Here is an 18,748-nt window from a genome sequence, read left to right as displayed (position 1 = left end):
GCCGTGCACGCCGTTCCGGCGTGGACGGCGGCGAAACCTTCGCGGGGGCCCCAGTGAGTTCCCCACGAAATCGCCTTCGGCGCTTTCGCGGGGGGCCCGGTAGTTTCCCCACGAGACCGCCTTCGGCGTTCTCGCGGGGGGGCCGGTTTGGCGCCGTGTCCTGCTGGGTGGGCTCCGCCTGCCGTGGCGAAGCCACGGCAGGGCACCGGGGGGCGGATGGGCTTGATGGGGGGCGTTCGTGATGTCGGTGGAAGTGGTTCTGCTGGGGCTGGTGGTCCTGCTGCTGCTCGCGGTGCTGGCCCTGTTGCTGGCGCGCAAGCCGGGGGCTGATCCCGGCGTGGCGCTGCTCCAGGCCGCGCAGGAACGGCAGGGCGAACGCCTTGGCGCGCTGGCGGGGGAGGTGAAGGCCGCGCTCGCCGCCAGCGAGGCCGCGACGGGCCGCGAAATCCAGGGCTTTTCCGTCGAGCAGACCAAGGTGCTCAGCGAGGGTCTGACGCGCCTTGCCCAGGGCACCGGCACGCTCCAGACCGACCTCGCCGGCAAGCTGGAGGCGATGCGCGGCGCGCTGGCGGAAGGCCAGGCGGAAGCGGCCAAGGCCCTGCGCGCCGAGATGTCCGAAAAGCTGGCCGCCATGAACGTGATGGTGGAGCAGGTGCGCGCCGCGTTGGCCGATTCCCAGTCCGCCATGCGCACCGCCATCGCGACGGAGATGACCGCGGCGCGCGACCTGATTGACCGCAAATCCGCCGAATCCCGCGCCGAGATCGAGGCGCGCCTCAAGGAGATGCGCGAGGCGAATGACAAGCGCCTCACCGACATCCAGGCCAGCGTGAACGAGAAGCTGGGCGAGGCGGTCGAGAAGCAGATGACCGAGAGCTTCACCCGCGTCATTGACCAGTTCAACGCCATCCAGGCCATGATGGGCAATGTGCAGTCCGTGGCCTCGCAGGTGGGCGACCTGCGGCGGCTGTTCTCCAACGTGAAGACGCGCGGCGGCTGGGGCGAGGCCCAGGTGAAGGCCATGCTCGACGATTTCCTGCCCGAGAACAGCTACGAGACGAACGTGAAGCTGCTGGAGGGCAGCAACGAGGTGGTGGAATTCGCCATCCGCATGCCGACCAGCGGCGAGGCCGTGGTGCGCCTGCCCGTGGACGCGAAATTCCCGGTGGAGGATTACGAACGCCTCCTCGCCGCCCATGACGCTGGCGACGTGGCGGCCGAGGCCCAGGCCCGCCGCGCCCTGGAACTCCGTATCCGCGCGGAGGCCCAAAAGATCCGGCAGAAATACGTCCACCCGCCCGCCACCACGGAATTCGCCGTCCTCTACCTCCCCACCGAAGGCCTCTATGCCGAGGTCGCGCGCATCCCGGGCCTGATTGACGAGGTGGGGCGCAACGCGCGCGTCTTCATCGCCGGGCCCTCGCTGCTGCCGGCCATGCTGCGGACCATCCAGCTGGGCCATGTCACGCTCGCGCTGTCCAAAAATGCGGAAGGCGTGCGGGATTTGCTTGCCGCCACCAAGGCCGAGATGGCCAAGATGGATGGCGTCCTGGAGAAGCTGGGCAAGCAGGTGGGCACGGTGAACAACACGATCGGCGATGCGCGCACGCGCACCCGCGCCATCGCGCGCAAGCTGAAGGGCGTGGAGGCCATGCCGGGCGAGCAATCCGCCGCCGCCCTCGGCCTCGACGCCACCCTTCCCGAGGAGGACGACGAGGCGTGAGCGCGCTGCAATGGCAGTCGCTCGCCGGCATGGGCGCGCTGTGCCTGCTGGCCTGGGTGCTGGGGGGCTGCAGGCGCGGCGTCTCGGCGCGGGTGGTTCTGGCGGGGCTGGCCTCGGTGCTGGGCCTGGCGGCGCTGCTGTTGAACGTCGCCTGGCTGCGGGTGGGCTTCGGCTGGATCGGCCAGGCGGTGGAGGCGCTGGCGCGGGCCACGCGGGCGGGCACCTCGCTTGTGTTTGGCTATCTGGGCGGGGCGCCACTGCCCTTCCCGGAACCCTTCCCCGGCGCCGCCTTCATCCTCTTCTTCCAGGCGCTTCCGCTGGTGCTGGTGGTGGGCGCGCTTTCGGCTGTGCTGTTCCATTGGGGGGTGCTGGGCTTCTGCGTGCGGCTGCTGGCGCGGGGGCTGCGGCGCGTCTTCGGTCTTGGCGGGGCCAGCGGCTTCGGCGTGGGCGCCAATGTCTTCGTGGGCATGGTCGAGGCGCCGCTGATGATCCGCCCCTGGCTGGCGCGGATGAACTCCACCGAATTGTTCGTGGTGATGGTGGCGGGCATGGCCACCATCGCGGGCAACATGTTCGTGGTCTATGCGCTGATCATCGCGCCGGTGGTGCCGGATGCGGCGGGGCAGTTGCTGACGGCCTCGCTGATCTCCGCGCCCGCCGCCGTGCTGGTGGCGCTGCTGATGCGGCCGGGCGAGACGACCACCACCGCCGAGGAAGCCCCGGTGCTGCGCTATTCCTCCACCATGGAGGCGCTGGTGCAGGGCATTGGCGACGGTTTGCAACTCATGCTGGGCGTGATGGCGGCGCTGATCGTCTTCGTGGCGCTGGTCGCCCTGGCCAATGAGGTGCTGCAACCCCTGCTGGGCGTGACCTTGCAGGAAGTGGCGGGCTGGCTCTTCCGCCCGCTGGCCTGGGCCATGGGCGTGGCACCCGAGCACGCGGCGCGGGTCGGCGAATTGCTCGGCGTGAAGGTGGTGGTGAACGAATTCGTCTCCTACCTGGCGCTGGCGCAGGAAGGCGCGGCGATGGATGCCCGCACGCGGCTGATCCTGGCCTATGCCATGTGCGGTTTCGCGAATTTCGGCTCGGTCGGCATCATGCTGGGGGGCATGTCGGCCATGGTGCCGGAACGCCGGGCCGAGATCGCGCGGCTCGGCTTTCCCGCGCTGGCGGCGGGCACCATTGCCTGCTGCATCACGGGCGCGGCGGTGGGGGTGCTGACGGCGCCGTGAGGCCGCGGGCCGTCTGCGCGGCGGATTCACGCCTTCGGTGATTCCACCGAAGACGATCCGAAGCGCCAGGCATTCACGCGGCGGATTCACGTCTTCGGTGATTCCACCGAAGATGATCCGACGCTACGCTTCCCGCCCATGACCCACCTCGTCCATCGCAGCCTGCGCGCCGCACCCCCCATCGCCATCTCCGGCCAGGGCATCTGGCTGCGCGAGAAGGGCGGACATGCCGTGATGGATGCGAGCGGGGGCGCGGCCGTGGCCTGCCTCGGCCATGGCCACCCGCATGTGCTGGCGGCCATGCGCGCGCAGCTGGAACAGCTCACCTACGCGCACACGGCGCTGTTCTCCTGCGAGAGCGCGGAACAGCTGGCCGACATGCTGGTGGGCCATGCGCCGGGCGGGCTGACGCACGCCTATTTCTGCTCCTCCGGCAGCGAGGGGATGGAGGCCGCGCTCAAGATGGCGCGGCAGCATTTCGTGGAGGCGGGGCAGCCCCAGCGCCGCCACTTCATCGCGCGCCGGCAGAGCTATCACGGCAACACGCTGGGCGCGCTGGCGGCCGGCGGCAACATGATGCGGCGCGCCACCTACCTGCCCATCCTCAGCGACGCCTTCCATCATGTCTCGCCCTGCTACGCCTATCGCGACCGGCGCGATGACGAGAGCGACGCCGACTACGTGCAGCGCCTGGCCGATGAGCTCGAAGCCGAGTTCCAGCGCCTCGGTCCCGACACGGTCATCGCCTTCTGCGCGGAGACGGTGGTGGGCGCGACACTCGGCTGCGTGACGGCCCTGCCGGGCTACTTCGAAAAGATGCGCGAGGTCTGCGACCGCCACGGCGCCCTGCTGATCCTGGACGAGGTCATGTCCGGCATGGGCCGCACCGGCACCCAGCATGCCTGGGAGGCGGAGGGCGTGGCGCCCGACATCCAGGTCATCGCCAAGGGGCTGGGCGGCGGCTACCAGCCCATCGGCGGCATCCTGGTCAATGACCGCGTGCTGGCGCCGCTGCGGGATGGTTCGGGCGGCTTCATGCACGGCCACACCTACCAGGCGCATCCGCTCGCCTGTGCCGCGGCCGTCGCGGTGCAGGAGGTGATCCGCGCCGAGAACCTGCTGGCGAACGTCCAGATCATGGGCGCGCGTCTGGAACAGGGCCTGACGGAGCGCCTGGGCAACCACGCCCATGTGGGCGACATCCGCGGCCGCGGCCTGTTCTGGGCGGTGGAACTGGTGGCCGACCGCGCCAGCAAGGCCGTCTTCGACCCTTCCCTGCGGATGAATGAGCGCGTGAAGCAGGCGGCCTATGCGCGCGGCCTGGGCTGCTATCCCATGGGCGGCACCATTGATGGCCGCCAGGGGGACCACGTTATCCTCGCACCCCCCTACAACGTGACCGAGGCGGAAATGGAGATGATTCTTGACCGCTTCGCCGCCGCGCTGCGCGAGGCCCTGGGCGGCTGAACCGCGCGTGAAGGCTGGACTTTCACCCTGAAATCGCATGAAAGGCGCGGTATGATGATGTCTGTGGAGGCGCGCGCCGCCTCACCCGTGCCCTTGTGCCCGCCCCGTGACTGATGCCCCGCCATCCTCCCCGCCGGCCGCCGATGCCGGCCCCGCGACCCGGCGCCTGACGCCCGAGCAGGTCGAGCTGGGATACAGGCTGCTGCTGGGCCGCCCGCCCGAGCGGCCGGAGGTGATGGAGGCCCACCTGAATTCCGGCCGCACGGTCGAGCAGTTCGGCTGGTTCCTCATGCAGAGCCAGGAATTCCGCATCCGCATGCGCGACGCCGCGGGGCTGGTGGGCGCCCTGCCGCCCCCGCCGCCGGCCGGCACCCACACCATGCCGCGCGGCCGGGCGCTGGACGCGGTGCCGATCTACTATTTCCTCCACATCCCGAAGACGGCGGGAACGGCGATGTGGAAGCTGCTCGGCGACATGTTCCACCCCTTCGTGCAGTTCTACCACCTGCTCCTGGCCGAGGCGGGGGGCGAGGCGCAGCTCGCCCAGCGCCTGGCCAAGGACACGCAATTGCTGCAAAGCAAGCTGCTGGTCTGCGGGCATTTCTCGGTGAACCACCCGCTGGTGCAGCGCGCGCCGCGGCGCAAGGTGCTGCTGTCGGTGCTGCGGGAGCCGGTGTCGCGGGCGGTCTCCTTCTACGACCATGTGCGTTCCCGCGCCGACCACCCGCTGCACCCGCGCCTGCGGGATGTGAGCTTCGCCCGCGCCTTGGCCGAGTTCCCGGAATTCGCCCACCAGCTGGAGAACTACCAGCTGCGCCAGCTCTTCGGCACGGTGGAGGAGCGCGGCATCCGCCGGATGATGAGCCTGAACAGCTATGTCCTCGGCCGTTTCGACGAGCTGCCGCGCTTCATCGAGACGGTGGAGAACGTGACGGGGCTGAAGCGCTGCTCCGAACTGATCACGACGAATGTGAAGCGCATGCCCAAGGGCATGGAAAGCGGGGCCAGGCAGCCCGACTTCGCCCAGGTGGCCGAGGAGCTGCGCCGGCGCAACGCGGCCGAGATCGCGTTCTATGAGGCCATGGGTCCTGTCCGGGTCACGGTGCCCACGCGCAGCCCCCCGGCCCGCCGGAAGAAGGAGCCGCAGGCCTAGCGGCTTTCCCTATCGCCGCGCCCGCAATGCCGCGGCCAGCGTGCCGTCATCCAGCGCATCGAGGCTGCCGCCGATGGGCACGCCCTGCGCGAGCCTTGTCACCGTGACGGGCGCGCCCGCCAGCCGGTCCTGGAGGTAATGCGCGGTGCTGGCGCCTTCCACCGTGGCGGGCAGGGCCAGGATCACCTCGCGCACCTGGTCATCCTCCGCGCGGCGCAGCAGGGGGGCGATTCGCAGTTCCTCCGGCCCCGTGCCTGACAGCGCCGAGAGCGTGCCGCCCAGCACGTGATAGACGCCCGGGTGCGCGTGCGCGCGTTCCAGCGCCCAGAGGTCCGCGACACCCTCCACCACGCAGACGAGGCCCTGGTCACGCTCCGGGTTGGTGCAGATGCGGCAGGGATCGGCGGCGTCGAGATTGCCGCAGATGCGGCAGGGGGTGACGGCCTCGGCCGCCGCGCGCAGCGCGTCGGACAGCGGCAGCATCAGCGCCTGCGGGTCCGCCAGCATGCGCAGGGCCGCCCGCCGCGCGCTGCGCCGGCCAAGGCCGGGAAGGCGCGAGAGCAGCGCAATCAGGTGCTCGACGGGGTCCAAGTGGTCAGAAGGGCAGCTTCAGCCCGGGCGGCAGGCCCATGCCGGCGGTGGCCTTCTGCATTTCCTCGGCCATGGTGGCCTCGACCTTCTGCTTGGCATCGGCATGGGCGGCCACCAGCAGGTCCTCCAGCACCTCGCGGTCCTCGGCGGTCATCAGCGAGGGGTCGATGGTGACGCGGCGCAGGTCGCCCTTGCCGGTCAGCTTCACCTTCACCATGCCGGCGCCGGCCTGGCCCTCGACCTCGGTGGATTCCAGCTTCGCCTGCATCTCCGCCATGCGGGTCTGCATCTGCTGGGCCTGCTTCAGCATGTTGCCAAGATTCTTCACTCAATCCTCCTCGGGGAATTCGTCGTCATAGGCGGGTTCGGCGTCGGGGGGCGCGAATTCGGGCAGCTCCTCCTCGACCGGCGCCACGGGGGCGAGGCCATAGGCGTCCAGGTTCGCGTCGCGCACGGCGTCCAGCGTGGCCCCCGGAAAGGCGGTCAGGATGGCCACCACCAGCGGGTGGGTGGCCGCGGCGGCGCGGCGGTCCTGCTCGGCGGCCTGGGATTGCTCGGCCAGCGTGGGTTCGCCGGGCGCGTTGGACAGCGCGATGGTCCAGCGCGCGCCGGTCTTCTCCTCCAGCATGCGGGTGAGCTGGGCGGCGAGGTCGCGCGGGGCCTGGGGGCGCACGCGCATCTCGACCTGCCCGCGCGCGACCCGCACCGGGTGGACGTCGTGCAGCAGATGCGCGTGCAGCAGGGGGTGGGTGCCGCTTGCCAGCGCCACCACCTCGCGCCAGGCCGAGGGCTGGGGCAGCGGAGCCGGGGCAGGGGACGCGGCCGCCATGATCGGCCCGCCGCCGGCCACCGCGCGCAGCCCGCCGCCGCCATGGGTGGGCGCGGGCGCGCCACTTGCCGCCGGCACCGTTCCGCCCGATTCGAGGCGCTTCAATATGTCGCCCGGCGTGGGCATGTCGGCCACATGGGCGAGGCGGATCAGCACCATCTCGGCCGCCGCGCGGCGGTCGGGGGCCTGCTGCACCTCCTCCAGCCCCTTCAGCAGCATCTGCCAGGCGCGGGCCAAAGCGGGGACGGAGAGGCTGGCCGCCAGGGCCGCGCCGCGCACGCGCTCATTCTCCGGCAGGCCCTGGTCCTCGCGCAGGGCGGGGATGGCGGCGAAGCGGGTCAGGATATGCAGCTGCTCCAGCATGTCGGAGAGAATGTTCGCGGCGTCCGCGCCGCGCTCATGCGCCTCGGCCATGCGGGCCAGCGCGGGCGGCAGGTCGCCGCGCAGCACGGCTTCCAGGATGTCCAGCACCAGGCCGCGATCGGCCAGGCCCAGCATGTCGCGCACGCTCTCGGCCGTGACCTGGCCGCCATCGCCGGCGAGCGCGATGGCCTGGTCCAGCAGCGACAAGCCGTCGCGCACCGAGCCATCCGCCGCGCGGGCCAGCAGGGCCAGCGCCGAATCCTCGGCCGCGCTGCCCTCCAGCCCGGCGATGCGGGCGAAATGGGCACGCAGCCGATCCTCGGGCACGCGCTTCAGCGCGAAGGTCTGGCAGCGGCTGCGGATGGTGATGGGCACCTTCCGCAATTCCGTCGTGGCCAGGATGAAGGTGATGGCGGGCGGCGGTTCCTCCAGCGACTTGAGCAGGGCGTTGAAGGCCTGCTCCGTCAGCATGTGGACCTCGTCGAGGATAAACACCTTCTGGCGGCCCTGGGCGGGGCGGAAGCGCAGCGCCTCGCGCAGTTCCCGCACGTCATCAATGCCGCGGTTGCTGGCCGCGTCCATCTCGATCACGTCGGGGTGGCGGTCGGCGAGAATCGCCACGCATTCGGGGCAGACGCCGCAGGGGTCGGCCGTGGGGCCGCCCTTTCCGTCCACGCCCACGCAGTTCAGCGCGCGGGCGATGATGCGGGCGGTGGTGGTCTTTCCCACGCCGCGCACGCCCGTCATCAGGAAGGCGTGGTGCACGCGGCCGCGCGCGAAGGCATTGCGCAGCGTGCGGACCAGGGCCTCCTGGCCGATCAGATCATCCAGCGCCTGAGGGCGATACTTCCGGGCCAGCACGCGATACGGCGTGGGCTTGGCGGCGGCCGGGGCGAGGGGGGCCGCCACAGGCACCTCCTCCAGGCCGAACAGGCCAGGGCCCTCGGGCGGGGGGGGCTCAGGGAGGCCGGCTTCGGCCTCCGCCGGGCTCATGTCGCGCTCGAGATCGCTGGGCATGGGTCCTGGTGGCGAAAAGACGGTGGAAGGCCGGACACGACCCGGGCAAGAACCCGTTACGGCTGCTTCCTTCCGGACCTGACCGGGTTGGCGAGGAGCCCGTCCGCACCGACCTTCCGCGACGACATATAGCACGCGAACCCCGCTTTGGCACCCGCCCCCGGTGAAGGATGCGCCGGGCGGGGGCTGCCGCCCCCGCGCCCCCGCCAGGGGCCATGGGCCCCTGACCCCCTTTCGCTTCAGTGGGGATTTGGAGGGAGGGGCATGGCGTGCGCATGCAACGGGCGCACCGGTGACGCCCCTCCCTCCAAATCCCCATTCAAAAAGCCAAACGGGTTCCGAGGGCCTGGGCCCTCGGCGGGAGGGGTGCGGGGAGGGCGGCGCCCTCCCCGCGGCACTCCTCATCGGCGGACGGGCGCGCAACCAGGGGGCGTGTTTCGCGTTGGCCCGTTATGGAAAAGATGGACCCTGACAAGAACCTCAACGCCCAGGAAGCCCGGCAGGGCAAGACCTTGGGGGTGATGCGCTGGGTGCTGTTGGCCAGCCTGATTCTGGTCGTGCTCGGCTTCGTGCTGGCAAGGCTGATGGCCTGAACAGGCGCGAGGCCGCGGGGTTGCCCGCCGCCGCATAGGGAGACCCGACATGAGCGACCTCGATCCCAACCGGAACCTGAGCGGCCAGGAGGCGCGGCAAGGCCGCATCATCGGCCACGGCCGTGTGCGCGGCATTCTGATCACGAGCCTCGTGCTGGTGGTGATTGGCTTCGCCGTAGCCTGGATGCTGGTCTGACCTGACAGTTGGCGGGCGTGCGGGGGCGGCCTAGTGTCGCTCCATGCTCGCCATTCCCGCCCAACGCGCCAACGCCTACACCGGCAGCCCGCTCGACCGCGCGGGCAAGCTGCGCGACGACCCGGCCTTCATCGAGGCCGCGCTGGCCGATGACGCCACCCTTTTCGTGCCGGTCTGGCGCGCCCGCAACCTGATGCGCGGCGTGGAGGAGGGGCGGCCGGAGGCCGTGCTGCTCTCCCGCCCCGGCGCCGAGGCGGTGCGGATGGCGGGCGGCCCCTGGGCCTTCCTCGGCCTGTGGGAAAAGCGCCCTGTCTTCGCGGTGGACTGCTCCACCGCCGATGACCCCCTGCCCCTGCTGCCGCCCGAGATGGGCGCCTTCACCGACCTGCGCGCCGTCGCCGGCCTGCTGCCGCCCGGCGAGGCGAGCGTGCTGGCCCATGCCCGCGGCATGATGCATTGGCGTGTGAAGCACCGTTTCTGCGGCGTGTGCGGCGGCGTGTGCGATGCGCGCAGCGCGGGCCACGCCATGGTCTGCACCGCCTGCGGCGCCCAGCATTTCCCCCGCACCGACCCGGCCGTCATCATGCTGGTGGTGCGCGGCGATGCCTGCCTGCTGGGCCATTCGCGCCGCTTCCCCAACAGCGTGATGTATTCGACGCTGGCGGGCTTCGTGGAACCCGGCGAAAGCTTCGAGGAGGCGGTGCGCCGCGAGGTGATGGAGGAGACGGGCGTGGAGGTGGGCGACGTGACCTATCATTCCTCGCAGCCCTGGCCCTTCCCCTCCTCCATCATGATCGGCTTCCACGCCGAGGGGCTGAGCGACGACATCACGCTCGACGACGAGGAATTGCAGGATGCGCGCTGGTTCACCCGCGACCAGATCCGCGACCCCTCTTCCCACGGATTTTCCCTGCCGCGCGCCGATTCCATCGCGCGCCGCCTGATCGAGGACTGGATGTCGGCATGAGGTATGCGCCCTTCCTGCTGCTGTTCCTGCTGGCCGCCTGCGCCCAGCCGGACGAGCCCCTGCGCGGCGGCGCCCCTATGACCAATGCCGAATGCCGCGCCGAGGCCGAGGCCGCGCCGGCGGTGCGCGCCTCGGGCGCCCAGGCCGGCCCCGCCGCCTATGGCCCGAGCCGCCGCGCCCAGATCGCGCGGCAGGAGGCCCTGGCCCAGGCCTACAGCGACTGCCTGCGCCGCCGGAACCTGCCCGCGCCGGGCGGGGTCGAGCGGCTGCGGCCCTGAAGCGGGGCGGCGCCGGCCATGGGATTCCGTGCGTTTCTCCTGGCCGCGCTGCTGCTGGCGCCCCCCGCATTGGCCCAGCCCACCCCGGCCGAACCGGCCGAGATCGGCCAGATCCGCCGCGAATTGAGCGCCGGCTGCCGGGCCCGGTCGGGCCAGGCGCCGAGCTTCGGGCCGAACTTCCTCCGCCTGGCCAACCTGACGCCCGATGGGCGGCCGGACTATGTGGTGGACGTCTCGGCCATGACCTGCCCGGGGGCCACGGGGGCTTTCTGCCGGGGGCGTGAATGCCCGGTGCATGTGATCGTGAGCTTCCCGGGCGGCTATCGCCGCGTGCTGGAACGCTTCGCGGAGGGGGTGGACATCCGCCCCGGGGCCGACCGGGACGTGCTGGTGTTCGGGCATGAGGCGCTGGCCTGGGATGGCAACCTCTTCGCCGCCGTCCCCATGCCGCCCGCGCCGGCCGTCGCCGCCACGCCGGTGGCCACCGGCCCCGCCTGGCGGCTGGAGGCGTCGCCGCGCGCCACGGCGGCCAGCCCGCCGCTCGGCATGGTGCGGGGGCTGAACCTCTATTGCGACGGGCCGCTGAACCCGGTGGCGGAAGCCGCCTTCATGGGCCCCATGCCGCCGCGCGTGGACATCACGCTGGAGACGGGCGGGCAGCGCCTGCAGGTGAGCTTCCTGCGCCACTCGCCCCTGGAGGCGCTGTGGCGCGCCGATGTGCATGGCGCGCCCGAGGTGGCACGCCTGCTGGCCCAGGCCGCGACGCCGGTGGAACTGGCCGTGGACGGCATGCCCCAGGGCGCGCTGGGCATGGGCGGCGCGGAGGCGGCGCTGCGGCAGGCGTTGGGGCGGTGCCTCAGGCTCAGGTAAGGCCGGCCCTACCGCCCCTCATGCGCCACCCGGAACGGGTGCGCCGTGTAGCAGCCCAGCACCTTCACCTCGCGCGAGAAGAAGCGCAGTTCCTCGAAGGCGCGGAAGAGGGCGGGGTCGTCCGGGTGGCCGTCCACGTCGCAGAGGAACTGGGTGGCGGTGAAGGCGCCGTCCAGCATGTAGCTCTCCAGCTTCGTCATGTTCACGCCGTTGGTGGCGAAGCCGCCCAGCGCCTTGTAGAGCGCGGCCGGCATGTTCCGCACCCGGAAGACGAAGGTGGTCAGCGTGTGCGGGGTGCCGAGCGCGGGCATCTGGCGCTCGCGCGCCATCACGTAGAAGCGGGTGGTGTTGTGCGCGGCGTCCTCGACATTGCGGCGCAGGATGTCGAGGCCATAGACCTCGGCCGCCAGTTCGCTGGCCACCGCGGCATCCTCCTCCGTGCCCTCGCGCGCGATGAGTTCCGCGGCCCCGGCCGTGTCGGCCTGGATGACGGGGGTGAGGTTCAGCTCCTTCATCACCTTCAGCACCTGCCCCAGCGCCATCGGGTGGCTGTGCGCGCGGCGGATGGTGGCCAGCGTGACGCCGGGGCGGGCCAGCAGGCAGTGCTCCACGCGCTCGAAATGCTCACCCACCACGGAGAGGCCGGATTCGGGCAGCAGGCGGTGGATGTCGGGCACGCGGCCGGCCAGCGAGTTCTCGCAGGGCAGCATGGCCAGCTGGGCGTGGCCCTCCCGCACCGCGGCCATGGCGGCCTCGAAGCTCGGGCAGGGCAGGGTGGTCCAGCCGGGATAGGCCTGGCGGCAGGCGAGGTCCGAATAGGCGCCGGGGACACCCTGGAAGGCGATGGTCTGGCTCATGATCTCGTGTTCAAGGTGGGGTTGCGGGCGTTCCGGTGACGAAACCCGTGCCGTGGGCGGTTGATGCGGCGGCGGGTGGCAGCTATGTGGTCCCGAACGCATAAGTCAGGGCTGGCCTTCGCGCAAACCCGCGCAACGGCCGCCGGGAACGAGGAAGGGTGAGCTCGGCATGAGCCTTGAGTTCAACAAGATCGCCGCGGCCGTGCTGACCGCGGGTGTGGCCTTCATGGGCGCGGGCATCATGGCCGAGGTGCTGATCCACCCCAAGCGCCTGGCCGAACCGGCGATCAGCCTGGGCCGCGACCCGGCGGCCGCCGCGCCCGCCGCCGCGGCCGCCGCGCCCGCGGCCCCCGCCATCGAGCCGATCGGGCCGCTGCTGGCCGCCGCCAGCGCCGAGAACGGCGCCGCCGCCGCCCGCCGCGCCTGCGCCGCCTGCCACAGCTTCAACGAGGGCGGGCGCAATGGCGTGGGCCCGAACCTCTGGGGCATCGTGGGCGCCAACCATGCGCGCGTGGAGGGCTTCAACTACAGCGCCGCCAACCGCGCCCTGGCCGACAAGCCCTGGGACTTCGAGGCGCTCAACGAATTCATCGCCGCGCCGGCGCGCGCCATGCCCGGCACGCGCATGGCCTTCGCCGGCATCGCCAGCGCGCAGCAGCGGGCGGACATCATCGTCTACCTCCGCAGCCTGTCCAACGACCCGGTGCCGCTGCCCTGAGCCTCGATCCGGCGCTCGTCGCCGCGGCGGAGGCGGCGGCGGACCTGGCGGGGGAGGCCATTCGCCCGCTGTTCCGCTCCGCCCTGCTGGTGGAGGCGAAGGGCGATGCCTCGCCGGTGACCGAGGCCGACCGCGCCGCCGAACGCGCGCTGCGCACCTTCCTGACCGAACGCTTCCCCGCCCATGGCATCATGGGCGAGGAATACGGCACCGAGCGTGGCGACGCCGAATACCTCTGGGTGCTGGACCCGATTGACGGCACCCGCGCCTTCCTGACCGGGCGGCCCCTCTTCGGCACGCTGATCGGCCTGCTGCACCGGGGCGTGCCCGTGCTGGGCCTCATTGACCAGCCCGTGACGGGTGAGCGCTGGGTCGGCGTGGCGGGCGAGGGCACGCGCTTCACCTCACGCCTGGGTGGGATCGCGCAAGTGCGCCCTTGCCCGCGCCTCGCCGAGGCGGAACTGGCCGTCACCTCCCCCGACATCTTCGACGACGCGCAGCGCCCGGGCTTCGAGCGCGTGCGCCAGGCGGCCCGCCGCGTGACCTGGGGCGGGGATTGCTATGCCTACGGGTTGGTGGCGCTGGGCCTGGTGGATGCGGTGGTCGAGGCCACGCTGAAGCCCTGGGACTGGGCGGCGCTGGTTCCCGTCGTGGAAGGCGCCGGCGGCCGCATGACCGATTGGCGGGGAAGCGCGCTCACGCTGGACAGCCCCGGCGAGGTGATCGCCGTGGGCGATGCTGCGCTGCTGCCGGAGATCGTGGGGCTGTTGGGCGGTTAGCGTCTGGTCGTCTTCGGTGGAACACCGGAGACGTGAATCAGCCGCGCGGCATGGGCGTCTGATCGTCTTCGGTGGAACACTGGAGACGTGAATCAGCCGCGCGGCATGGGCGTCTGATCGTCTTCGGTGGAACACCGAAGGCGTGAATCAGCCGCTCGGCATGGGCGTCTGATCGTCTTCGGTGGAACACCGAAGGCGTGAATCAGCCGCGGGATGGATGCTTCAGCGCGTGCGTGCCGGGGCCGTGGTGCCGCCGCCGCCGCCGGGCAGGCTGCCCGCCGCGATGGCGCCCAGCGCGGCCAGGGGCACGATCAGCGCCGGCGCCGTCAGCCCCGAGCCGCCCGTGAAGGTGCCGAGCGCCGGCGGTGCGGCCTGCGCCGGCGCCGTGACCGTCGCTCGGGGCGCGCCGGCCGGCGGCAGCACGGGGCGGGGGCGGGAGACGACGGGGGCGCCGCGCGGCGGCACCACCACCTGTTCGCCAGGCGGGATCACCAGCGCGGGCTGCGCGGCGGCGGGCAGGGCAGGAAGGGCGAGGGCGGCCAGCGCCACCACGAAGCTACGCATGTTGGCGAGGTAGCGCCGCGGGGCAATCGGGGGCAAGCGAATTCCGCGCGGATCAGCCCCGCAGCAGGTTGCGGGCGATGATGACGCGCATGATCTCGTTCGTGCCCTCCAGGATGCGGTGCACCCGCAGGTCGCGCACGATCTTCTCGATGCCGTAGTCGGCGAGATACCCGTAGCCGCCCAGCAATTGCAGCGCGTCGTCGGCCACGCGGTGGCCCGTGTCGGTGACGAAGCGCTTGGCCATGGCGCAGAAGGCGCCGGCATCGGGCGCCTTTTCGTCCAGCTTGGCGCAGGCGCGCCAGAGCAGGGTGCGGGCCGCCTCCAGCTCGGTTGCCATGTCGGCCAGCTTGAACTGGGTGGCCTGGAAATCTGCGATGGGGCGGCCGAAGGCGCGGCGCTCGTTCACATAGGCCAGCGCGATGTCCAGCGCCGCCTGCGCACCGCCCAGCGAACAGGCGGCGATGTTGAGCCGCCCGCCATCGAGCCCCGCCATGGCGTAGCGGAAGCCCTGGCCTTCCTCGCCCAGCAGGGCGGCGGCGGGGACGCGGGCATCCTCCAGGATGACCTGCCGGGTGGGCTGGGCATTCCAGCCCATCTTCTTCTCGTTGGCCCCGAAGGAAAGGCCGGGGGTGCCGGCCGGGATCAGCAGGGCGGACACGCCATCCGCGCCAGCACCGCCGGTGCGGACCATGGTGAGGTAGAGGTCCGCGGCACCTGCCCCGCTGATGAACTGCTTGGTGCCGTTCAGCACATAGCCCTCATTGTCGCGCGCGGCGCGGGTGGAGAGTGCCGCGGCGTCGCTGCCGGAGCCGGGCTCGGTCAGGCAGTAGCTGGCCACCTTCTCCATGGTCAGCAGCGCGGGCAGCCATTCGGCGCGCTGGGCGTCACTGCCCCAGCGGTCCAGCATCCAGGCGACCATGTTGTGAATGGAAAGAAAGGCGCTGGTCGTGGGGCAGCCGGTGGCCAGCGCCTCGAAGACCACGGCGGCGTCGAGGCGCGTGAGGCCGGCGCCACCGCTCTCCTCGCGCACATAGAGCCCGGCCATGCCGAGGCCGGCCGCTTCCCGCAGCACCTCCACCGGGAAATGCCGCGCCTCGTCCCAGGCTTGCGCGTTCGGGGCGATGCGCTCGCGGGCGAAGTCCAGCGCGGTGGCGCGGAGTTCGCGCGTGGCCTCGGGCAGGTCGAACATCAGGCCTCCAGTTCGGCCCAGCGGGCGCGGACCTTCTCCACATTCGCGGCCTTGATGGGGCCGAAGCCCTTGATGCCGGCCGCCGCCTCGGCCCAGTCGCAGGCGCGGGCGTGGTGGGCCGGCGTCAGTTGCGCCAAGGCGCGCTCGATGCCCGCACGATACTCCGCGATGAGCGCGCGTTCCATCCGGCGTTCCGCGCTGCGGCCGAAGGGGTCCAGCAGGGTGCCGCGCAGCGCCTTGCCGTGGCGCAGCAGCCCCATGGCGCGCAGCATCCAGGGGCCGAATTCGCGCTTGGCGGGGCGTTCGCCCTTGGAGAGCAGCGGCGGCGCCAGATGCATGTTCACGCGGGTGGTGCCGGTGAAGCGGCGCGACAGTTCCGCCTGCCATTGCGGGTCGGCGTGCAGGCGCGCCACCTCGTACTCATCCTTGTAGGCCATGAGGCGATAGAGCTGCGTGGCGACGGCGCGGGAGAGCCGTTCCTCGCCCGGGATCACGCTGCCTTCCGCCTCGCGCACGCGCGCCACGAAATCCGCATAGGCGCGGGCATAGCGGGCCGACTGGTAGTCGGTCAGGTCCGCCACGCGGCGGGCGATGAGGCTCTCCAGGCTTTCCGGCGTGCGGGGGGCGGCCTCGGCGGCGCGGCGGCCGGCCTCGAAGGCGGTGAGGTTCCGCTCCACCGCCGCGCCGTTCAGCGTGATGGCCTGGCGCAGCGCCTCGCGCCCCATGGGCACCAGGCCGCGCTGCCAGGCCGCACCCAGCAGCCAGATGTTGAGGAAGATGAGGTCGCCGAAATCACGCTCCACGATGCGGGCGCCGTCCAGCGCCACCACCTCGCGCGCCACCGCGCGGACGCTTTCCAGCATGGCGGGCGCGTCCTCGCGCGTCTCGGGGTCCAGCACGAAGCGGCCGGTGGGCGAGACATTGGCGCTGACCACCACGCGGGTCCGGCCGGGGCCCAGCAGCGGGCGCGCCACCTTGCCATGCGCGCCCACGAGGTCGGCGGCGATGACGGCATCGGCCTGGCCCTGGCCGATGCGCGGGTTGGCCACGCTGCCGCCGGGCTGCCCAATGCGAAGCTGGGCATAGACGCCGCCCCCCTTCTGCGCGAGGCCCAGCATGTCCAGCGTCCGCACCGGACGGCCCTCGATGTGGGCCGCCATGGCGAGGATGGCGGAGAGCGCCGTGACGCCCTGGCCGCCGACGCCCGCCAGCAGCAGGTTCCAGGCCTCGCCGCGGCGGGGTTCGGGGAGGCTGGGCTCCGGTGGTTCGCCCTCCAGCATGGGGGCGGGGGGCTTCGCGGGCTCGGCGCCCTCCAGCGTGAGGAAGGAGGGGCAGAAGCCGTCCACGCAGGAAAAATCCTGGTTGCAGCCGGACTGGTCAATGCGGCGCTTGCGGCCCCATTCCGTCTCGATGGGTTCCACCGCGATGCAGTTGGAGACGCGCGAGCAATCGCCGCAATCCTCGCAGACGCGGGGGTTGATGACGGCGCGCTTGGTGGCCTTCACGGCGAGGTTGCGCTTGCGAAGCCGCCGGCGTTCGGTGGCGCATTGCTGGTCGTAGATCAGGACCGTGACACCCGGCGTCTCGCGCAGGCGGCGCTGCACGGCGTCGAGTTCGGCGCGCGGGTGGAAGGTGACGCTGCGGGGGATCAGCGGGTCGCCGCGGTGACGATCGGGGTCGTCGCCCACGATCACGACGGCGGCCGCACCTTCCGCCACCATCTGGGCGGCGATGCGGGGGACGGTCACCTCGCCCTCCGGCGCCTGGCCGCCCGTCATGGCGACGGCGGAGTTCACCAGGATCTTGTAGGTCATGGTCGCCTTGGCCGCGATGGCGGCGCGCACGGCCATGCTGCCCGAATGGGCGTAGGTGCCGTCGCCCATATTGGCGAAGACGTGCGGGGTTGCGGTGAAGCGGTGCTGGCCGATCCAGGGCGCGCCCTCGCCGCCCATATGGGTGAAGAGGTCGCTCTCGCGATTCATGTCCTTGGCGAGGTAGTGGCAGCCGATGCCGGCCAACGCATGGCTGCCTTCGGGCACCTTGGTCGAGCTGTTGTGCGGGCAGCCCGGGCAGAAATAGGGCTGGCGCAGTGAGAGGGGTTCCGTGGCCTGCGCCGCCAGCGCGTCCAGCTCCGCCATGCGGGCCGTGAGCTGTTCGGTGCGCAGCCCCTCGGGCAGGGTGGCGGCCAGGGCGCGGAGGATCTGCGCGGCGTCGAGTTCGGACAGGTCGCTCAGCACATCCTTGCCGCGCAGGGCGGGGCGGGTGGGGAGGTCATAGAGCGCCTCGCGCAGCTGGGTCTCCAGGAAGGCGCGGCGGTCCTCCACCACGAGGATGGTGTCGAGGCCGCGCGCGAAGTCGCGCGCCGCCAGCGCGTCCAGCGGCCAGACCAGGCCCGGCTTCCAGATGACGAGGCCCATCATCCGCGCGAGGTCCGGCGTGATGCCGGCATCGGCCAGGGCCTGCTTCAGCGTGGACCAGGCCTTGCCGCGCACCGCGATCCCGAAGCGCGGATGGGGCGCGTTCCAGATCACGGGGTTGAGGTTGTTGGCGCGGGCGAAGGCGATGGCGGCGGGCAGCTTGTGGTGGCGCACACGCTCCTCGATGGGCAGCGCCGCATCCTTCAGGCGGATGTGCAAGCCGCCTTCGGGCAGCGCGATCTCGGGGGCGATGGTGGCGAAGGCGGCCGGGTCCACCGTGAGGCTCATGGTGGCGTCCATGGTCTCGGCCACGCATTTGAGGCCGACCCAGAGGCTGGAGAAGCGCGAAAGGGCGATGCCCTTCACGCCATATTCCAGCACCTCGCCCACATCGGCGGGGTCCAGCAGCGGGATTTCGAGGTCCGCGAAGGCGTATTCGCAGCCCGAGGTGACGGTGGAGGATTTGGAGGCCGGGTCATCCCCCGCCAGGGCCAGCACGCCGCCGAAGGGCGCCGTGCCCGCGCCATTCGCATGGCGCAGCACGTCGCCCGAGCGGTCCACGCCCGGCCCCTTGCCGTACCAGATGGCGAAGACGCCCTGGTGCTTGGCATTGGGATAGAGCCCCACCTGCTGCGTGCCCCAGCAGGCGGTGGCGGCGAGGTCCTCATTGAGGCCCGGCTCGAAATGGATCTGCTGTGCCTGGAGGCGCTTATGCTGCTTCGCCAATTCCCGGTCGAAGCCACCGAGCGGCGAGCCGCGATAGCCGCTGATGAAGCCCGCGGTGTCCAGCCCGGCCGCGGCATCCAATTGCCGCACCACCAGGGGCAGCCGCACCAGCGCCTGGGTGCCGGTCAACAGGGTTTCCCGGCCGGCGGCGTCCCAGCGTTCCTCGAGCGTGATGTCGGGGCGCACGATGCTGTTCATGGAAGGCCTCCCGGGGCTTTG

18 protein-coding genes and 1 other RNA gene are annotated in these 18,748 nt (G+C 71.6%); 11 read left to right on the top strand and 8 right to left on the bottom strand.

Going from position 1 to position 18,748, the window contains the following annotated elements:
* Positions 1-241 precede the first annotated feature (241 nt).
* The 4 genes from rmuC (at position 242) to JTN19_RS20225 (ending at position 5,575) form a co-directional block, all read left to right on the top strand.
* On the top strand, positions 242-1,723 hold the full coding sequence (gene rmuC / locus JTN19_RS15255) for a DNA recombination protein RmuC (protein ID WP_242531193.1): 1,482 nt from the start codon (positions 242-244) through the stop codon (positions 1,721-1,723).
* Complete coding sequence (locus JTN19_RS15250) at positions 1,720-2,955, top strand: NupC/NupG family nucleoside CNT transporter (RefSeq protein ID WP_340643337.1); 1,236 nt, start codon at positions 1,720-1,722, stop codon at positions 2,953-2,955. The genes rmuC and JTN19_RS15250 overlap by 4 nt, the downstream gene beginning before the upstream one ends.
* A 138-nt stretch (positions 2,956-3,093) precedes the next feature.
* Positions 3,094-4,422, top strand: coding sequence for an aspartate aminotransferase family protein (locus JTN19_RS15245; protein ID WP_206934372.1), 1,329 nt, complete (start codon positions 3,094-3,096; stop codon positions 4,420-4,422).
* Positions 4,423-4,528: 106 nt separating this feature from the next.
* Positions 4,529-5,575 (top strand): sulfotransferase family 2 domain-containing protein, encoded by a 1,047-nt coding sequence (locus tag JTN19_RS20225; protein ID WP_206934370.1) that lies wholly within the window; start codon positions 4,529-4,531, stop codon positions 5,573-5,575.
* A 9-nt stretch (positions 5,576-5,584) separates the two neighbouring features.
* On the opposite strand, the gene recR is transcribed toward JTN19_RS20225, so the two are convergent.
* The 4 genes from recR to ffs all read right to left on the bottom strand — a co-directional run bounded on the left by recR (position 5,585) and on the right by ffs (position 8,493).
* Positions 5,585-6,166, bottom strand: coding sequence for a recombination mediator RecR (gene recR / locus JTN19_RS15235; protein ID WP_206934368.1), 582 nt, complete (start codon positions 6,164-6,166; stop codon positions 5,585-5,587).
* A 4-nt stretch (positions 6,167-6,170) separates the two neighbouring features.
* The gene (locus JTN19_RS15230) at positions 6,171-6,494 is read right to left on the bottom strand and encodes a YbaB/EbfC family nucleoid-associated protein (RefSeq protein ID WP_206934366.1); all 324 of its coding nucleotides are present in this window, start codon (positions 6,492-6,494) and stop codon (positions 6,171-6,173) included.
* Complete coding sequence (locus tag JTN19_RS15225) at positions 6,495-8,375, bottom strand: DNA polymerase III subunit gamma/tau (protein ID WP_242531176.1); 1,881 nt, start codon at positions 8,373-8,375, stop codon at positions 6,495-6,497.
* 21 nt (positions 8,376-8,396) lie between these two features.
* Positions 8,397-8,493: signal recognition particle sRNA small type (ffs, locus tag JTN19_RS15220), an RNA gene on the bottom strand.
* A 343-nt stretch (positions 8,494-8,836) separates the two neighbouring features.
* Here ffs and JTN19_RS20435 point away from each other — a divergent pair.
* From JTN19_RS20435 to JTN19_RS15200, 5 genes are read left to right on the top strand one after another with little or no spacing between them, the layout of a single operon-like run.
* Complete coding sequence (locus tag JTN19_RS20435) at positions 8,837-8,968, top strand: hypothetical protein (RefSeq protein WP_278008617.1); 132 nt, start codon at positions 8,837-8,839, stop codon at positions 8,966-8,968.
* A 49-nt stretch (positions 8,969-9,017) separates the two neighbouring features.
* Positions 9,018-9,164, top strand: a complete 147-nt coding sequence (locus tag JTN19_RS15215) for a hypothetical protein (RefSeq protein WP_206934363.1) — start codon at positions 9,018-9,020, stop codon at positions 9,162-9,164.
* A gap of 43 nt (positions 9,165-9,207) precedes the next feature.
* Positions 9,208-10,131 carry an NAD(+) diphosphatase gene (gene nudC / locus JTN19_RS15210; protein ID WP_206934361.1) on the top strand — a complete coding sequence of 308 codons (924 nt, stop codon included), beginning with the start codon at positions 9,208-9,210 and terminating at the stop codon, positions 10,129-10,131.
* Positions 10,128-10,409, top strand: a complete 282-nt coding sequence (locus JTN19_RS15205) for a phosphoribosylamine--glycine ligase (protein ID WP_206934360.1) — start codon at positions 10,128-10,130, stop codon at positions 10,407-10,409. The genes nudC and JTN19_RS15205 overlap by 4 nt, the downstream gene beginning before the upstream one ends.
* 18 nt (positions 10,410-10,427) lie before the next feature.
* Complete coding sequence (locus tag JTN19_RS15200; RefSeq protein WP_206934358.1) at positions 10,428-11,279, top strand: hypothetical protein; 852 nt, start codon at positions 10,428-10,430, stop codon at positions 11,277-11,279.
* 8 nt (positions 11,280-11,287) lie between these two features.
* Here JTN19_RS15200 and JTN19_RS15195 read toward each other — a convergent pair whose 3' ends face one another.
* Positions 11,288-12,136: a prephenate dehydratase gene (locus tag JTN19_RS15195; protein ID WP_206934356.1), complete on the bottom strand. Its 849-nt coding sequence runs from the start codon at positions 12,134-12,136 to the stop codon at positions 11,288-11,290.
* A gap of 169 nt (positions 12,137-12,305) precedes the next feature.
* Here JTN19_RS15195 and JTN19_RS15190 point away from each other — a divergent pair, with 169 nt between their 5' ends.
* Together JTN19_RS15190 and hisN are read left to right on the top strand one after the other, a co-directional pair.
* Positions 12,306-12,854, top strand: a complete 549-nt coding sequence (locus JTN19_RS15190) for a c-type cytochrome (protein ID WP_206934354.1) — start codon at positions 12,306-12,308, stop codon at positions 12,852-12,854.
* On the top strand, positions 12,851-13,633 hold the full coding sequence (gene hisN, locus JTN19_RS15185) for a histidinol-phosphatase (RefSeq protein ID WP_206934553.1): 783 nt from the start codon (positions 12,851-12,853) through the stop codon (positions 13,631-13,633). The genes JTN19_RS15190 and hisN overlap by 4 nt, the downstream gene beginning before the upstream one ends.
* A gap of 222 nt (positions 13,634-13,855) precedes the next feature.
* Here the strand turns inward: hisN and JTN19_RS15180 are convergent, their stop codons facing one another.
* Genes JTN19_RS15180 through JTN19_RS15170 form a run of 3 tightly spaced genes read right to left on the bottom strand, consistent with a single transcriptional unit; the run spans position 13,856 to position 18,727 of the window.
* On the bottom strand, positions 13,856-14,197 hold the full coding sequence (locus JTN19_RS15180; RefSeq protein ID WP_206934352.1) for a hypothetical protein: 342 nt from the start codon (positions 14,195-14,197) through the stop codon (positions 13,856-13,858).
* Positions 14,198-14,249: 52 nt separating this feature from the next.
* Entirely contained in the window at positions 14,250-15,386 is a 1,137-nt protein-coding gene (locus tag JTN19_RS15175) for an acyl-CoA dehydrogenase family protein (RefSeq protein ID WP_206934350.1), read from the bottom strand.
* Positions 15,386-18,727: an indolepyruvate ferredoxin oxidoreductase family protein gene (locus tag JTN19_RS15170; RefSeq protein ID WP_206934348.1), complete on the bottom strand. Its 3,342-nt coding sequence runs from the start codon at positions 18,725-18,727 to the stop codon at positions 15,386-15,388. Before JTN19_RS15170 ends, JTN19_RS15175 begins: the two co-directional genes overlap by 1 nt.
* Positions 18,728-18,748: the final 21 nt, after the last annotated feature.

Origin of the sequence: Roseococcus thiosulfatophilus (genome assembly GCF_017311575.1) — a bacterium.
In the GTDB taxonomy this organism is placed as follows: domain Bacteria; phylum Pseudomonadota; class Alphaproteobacteria; order Acetobacterales; family Acetobacteraceae; genus Roseococcus; species Roseococcus thiosulfatophilus.
The sequence above is the reverse complement of the archived record's forward strand: the minus strand, read 5'-3'. Positions and strand labels throughout refer to the sequence as shown.

Coding starts and splice junctions, on each gene's coding strand:
- nudC (WP_206934361.1), top strand. CDS start 9,208: ATGCTCGCCATTCCCGCCCAACGCGCCAACGCCTACACCGGCAGCCCG.
- JTN19_RS15175 (WP_206934350.1), bottom strand. CDS start 15,386: ATGTTCGACCTGCCCGAGGCCACGCGCGAACTCCGCGCCACCGCGCTG.
- JTN19_RS15190 (WP_206934354.1), top strand. CDS start 12,306: ATGAGCCTTGAGTTCAACAAGATCGCCGCGGCCGTGCTGACCGCGGGT.
- JTN19_RS15180 (WP_206934352.1), bottom strand. CDS start 14,197: ATGCGTAGCTTCGTGGTGGCGCTGGCCGCCCTCGCCCTTCCTGCCCTG.
- JTN19_RS15225 (WP_242531176.1), bottom strand. CDS start 8,375: ATGCCCAGCGATCTCGAGCGCGACATGAGCCCGGCGGAGGCCGAAGCC.
- JTN19_RS15200 (WP_206934358.1), top strand. CDS start 10,428: ATGGGATTCCGTGCGTTTCTCCTGGCCGCGCTGCTGCTGGCGCCCCCC.
- JTN19_RS20435 (WP_278008617.1), top strand. CDS start 8,837: ATGGACCCTGACAAGAACCTCAACGCCCAGGAAGCCCGGCAGGGCAAG.
- JTN19_RS15195 (WP_206934356.1), bottom strand. CDS start 12,136: ATGAGCCAGACCATCGCCTTCCAGGGTGTCCCCGGCGCCTATTCGGAC.
- JTN19_RS15215 (WP_206934363.1), top strand. CDS start 9,018: ATGAGCGACCTCGATCCCAACCGGAACCTGAGCGGCCAGGAGGCGCGG.
- JTN19_RS15205 (WP_206934360.1), top strand. CDS start 10,128: ATGAGGTATGCGCCCTTCCTGCTGCTGTTCCTGCTGGCCGCCTGCGCC.
- JTN19_RS15245 (WP_206934372.1), top strand. CDS start 3,094: ATGACCCACCTCGTCCATCGCAGCCTGCGCGCCGCACCCCCCATCGCC.
- JTN19_RS15170 (WP_206934348.1), bottom strand. CDS start 18,727: ATGAACAGCATCGTGCGCCCCGACATCACGCTCGAGGAACGCTGGGAC.
- rmuC (WP_242531193.1), top strand. CDS start 242: ATGTCGGTGGAAGTGGTTCTGCTGGGGCTGGTGGTCCTGCTGCTGCTC.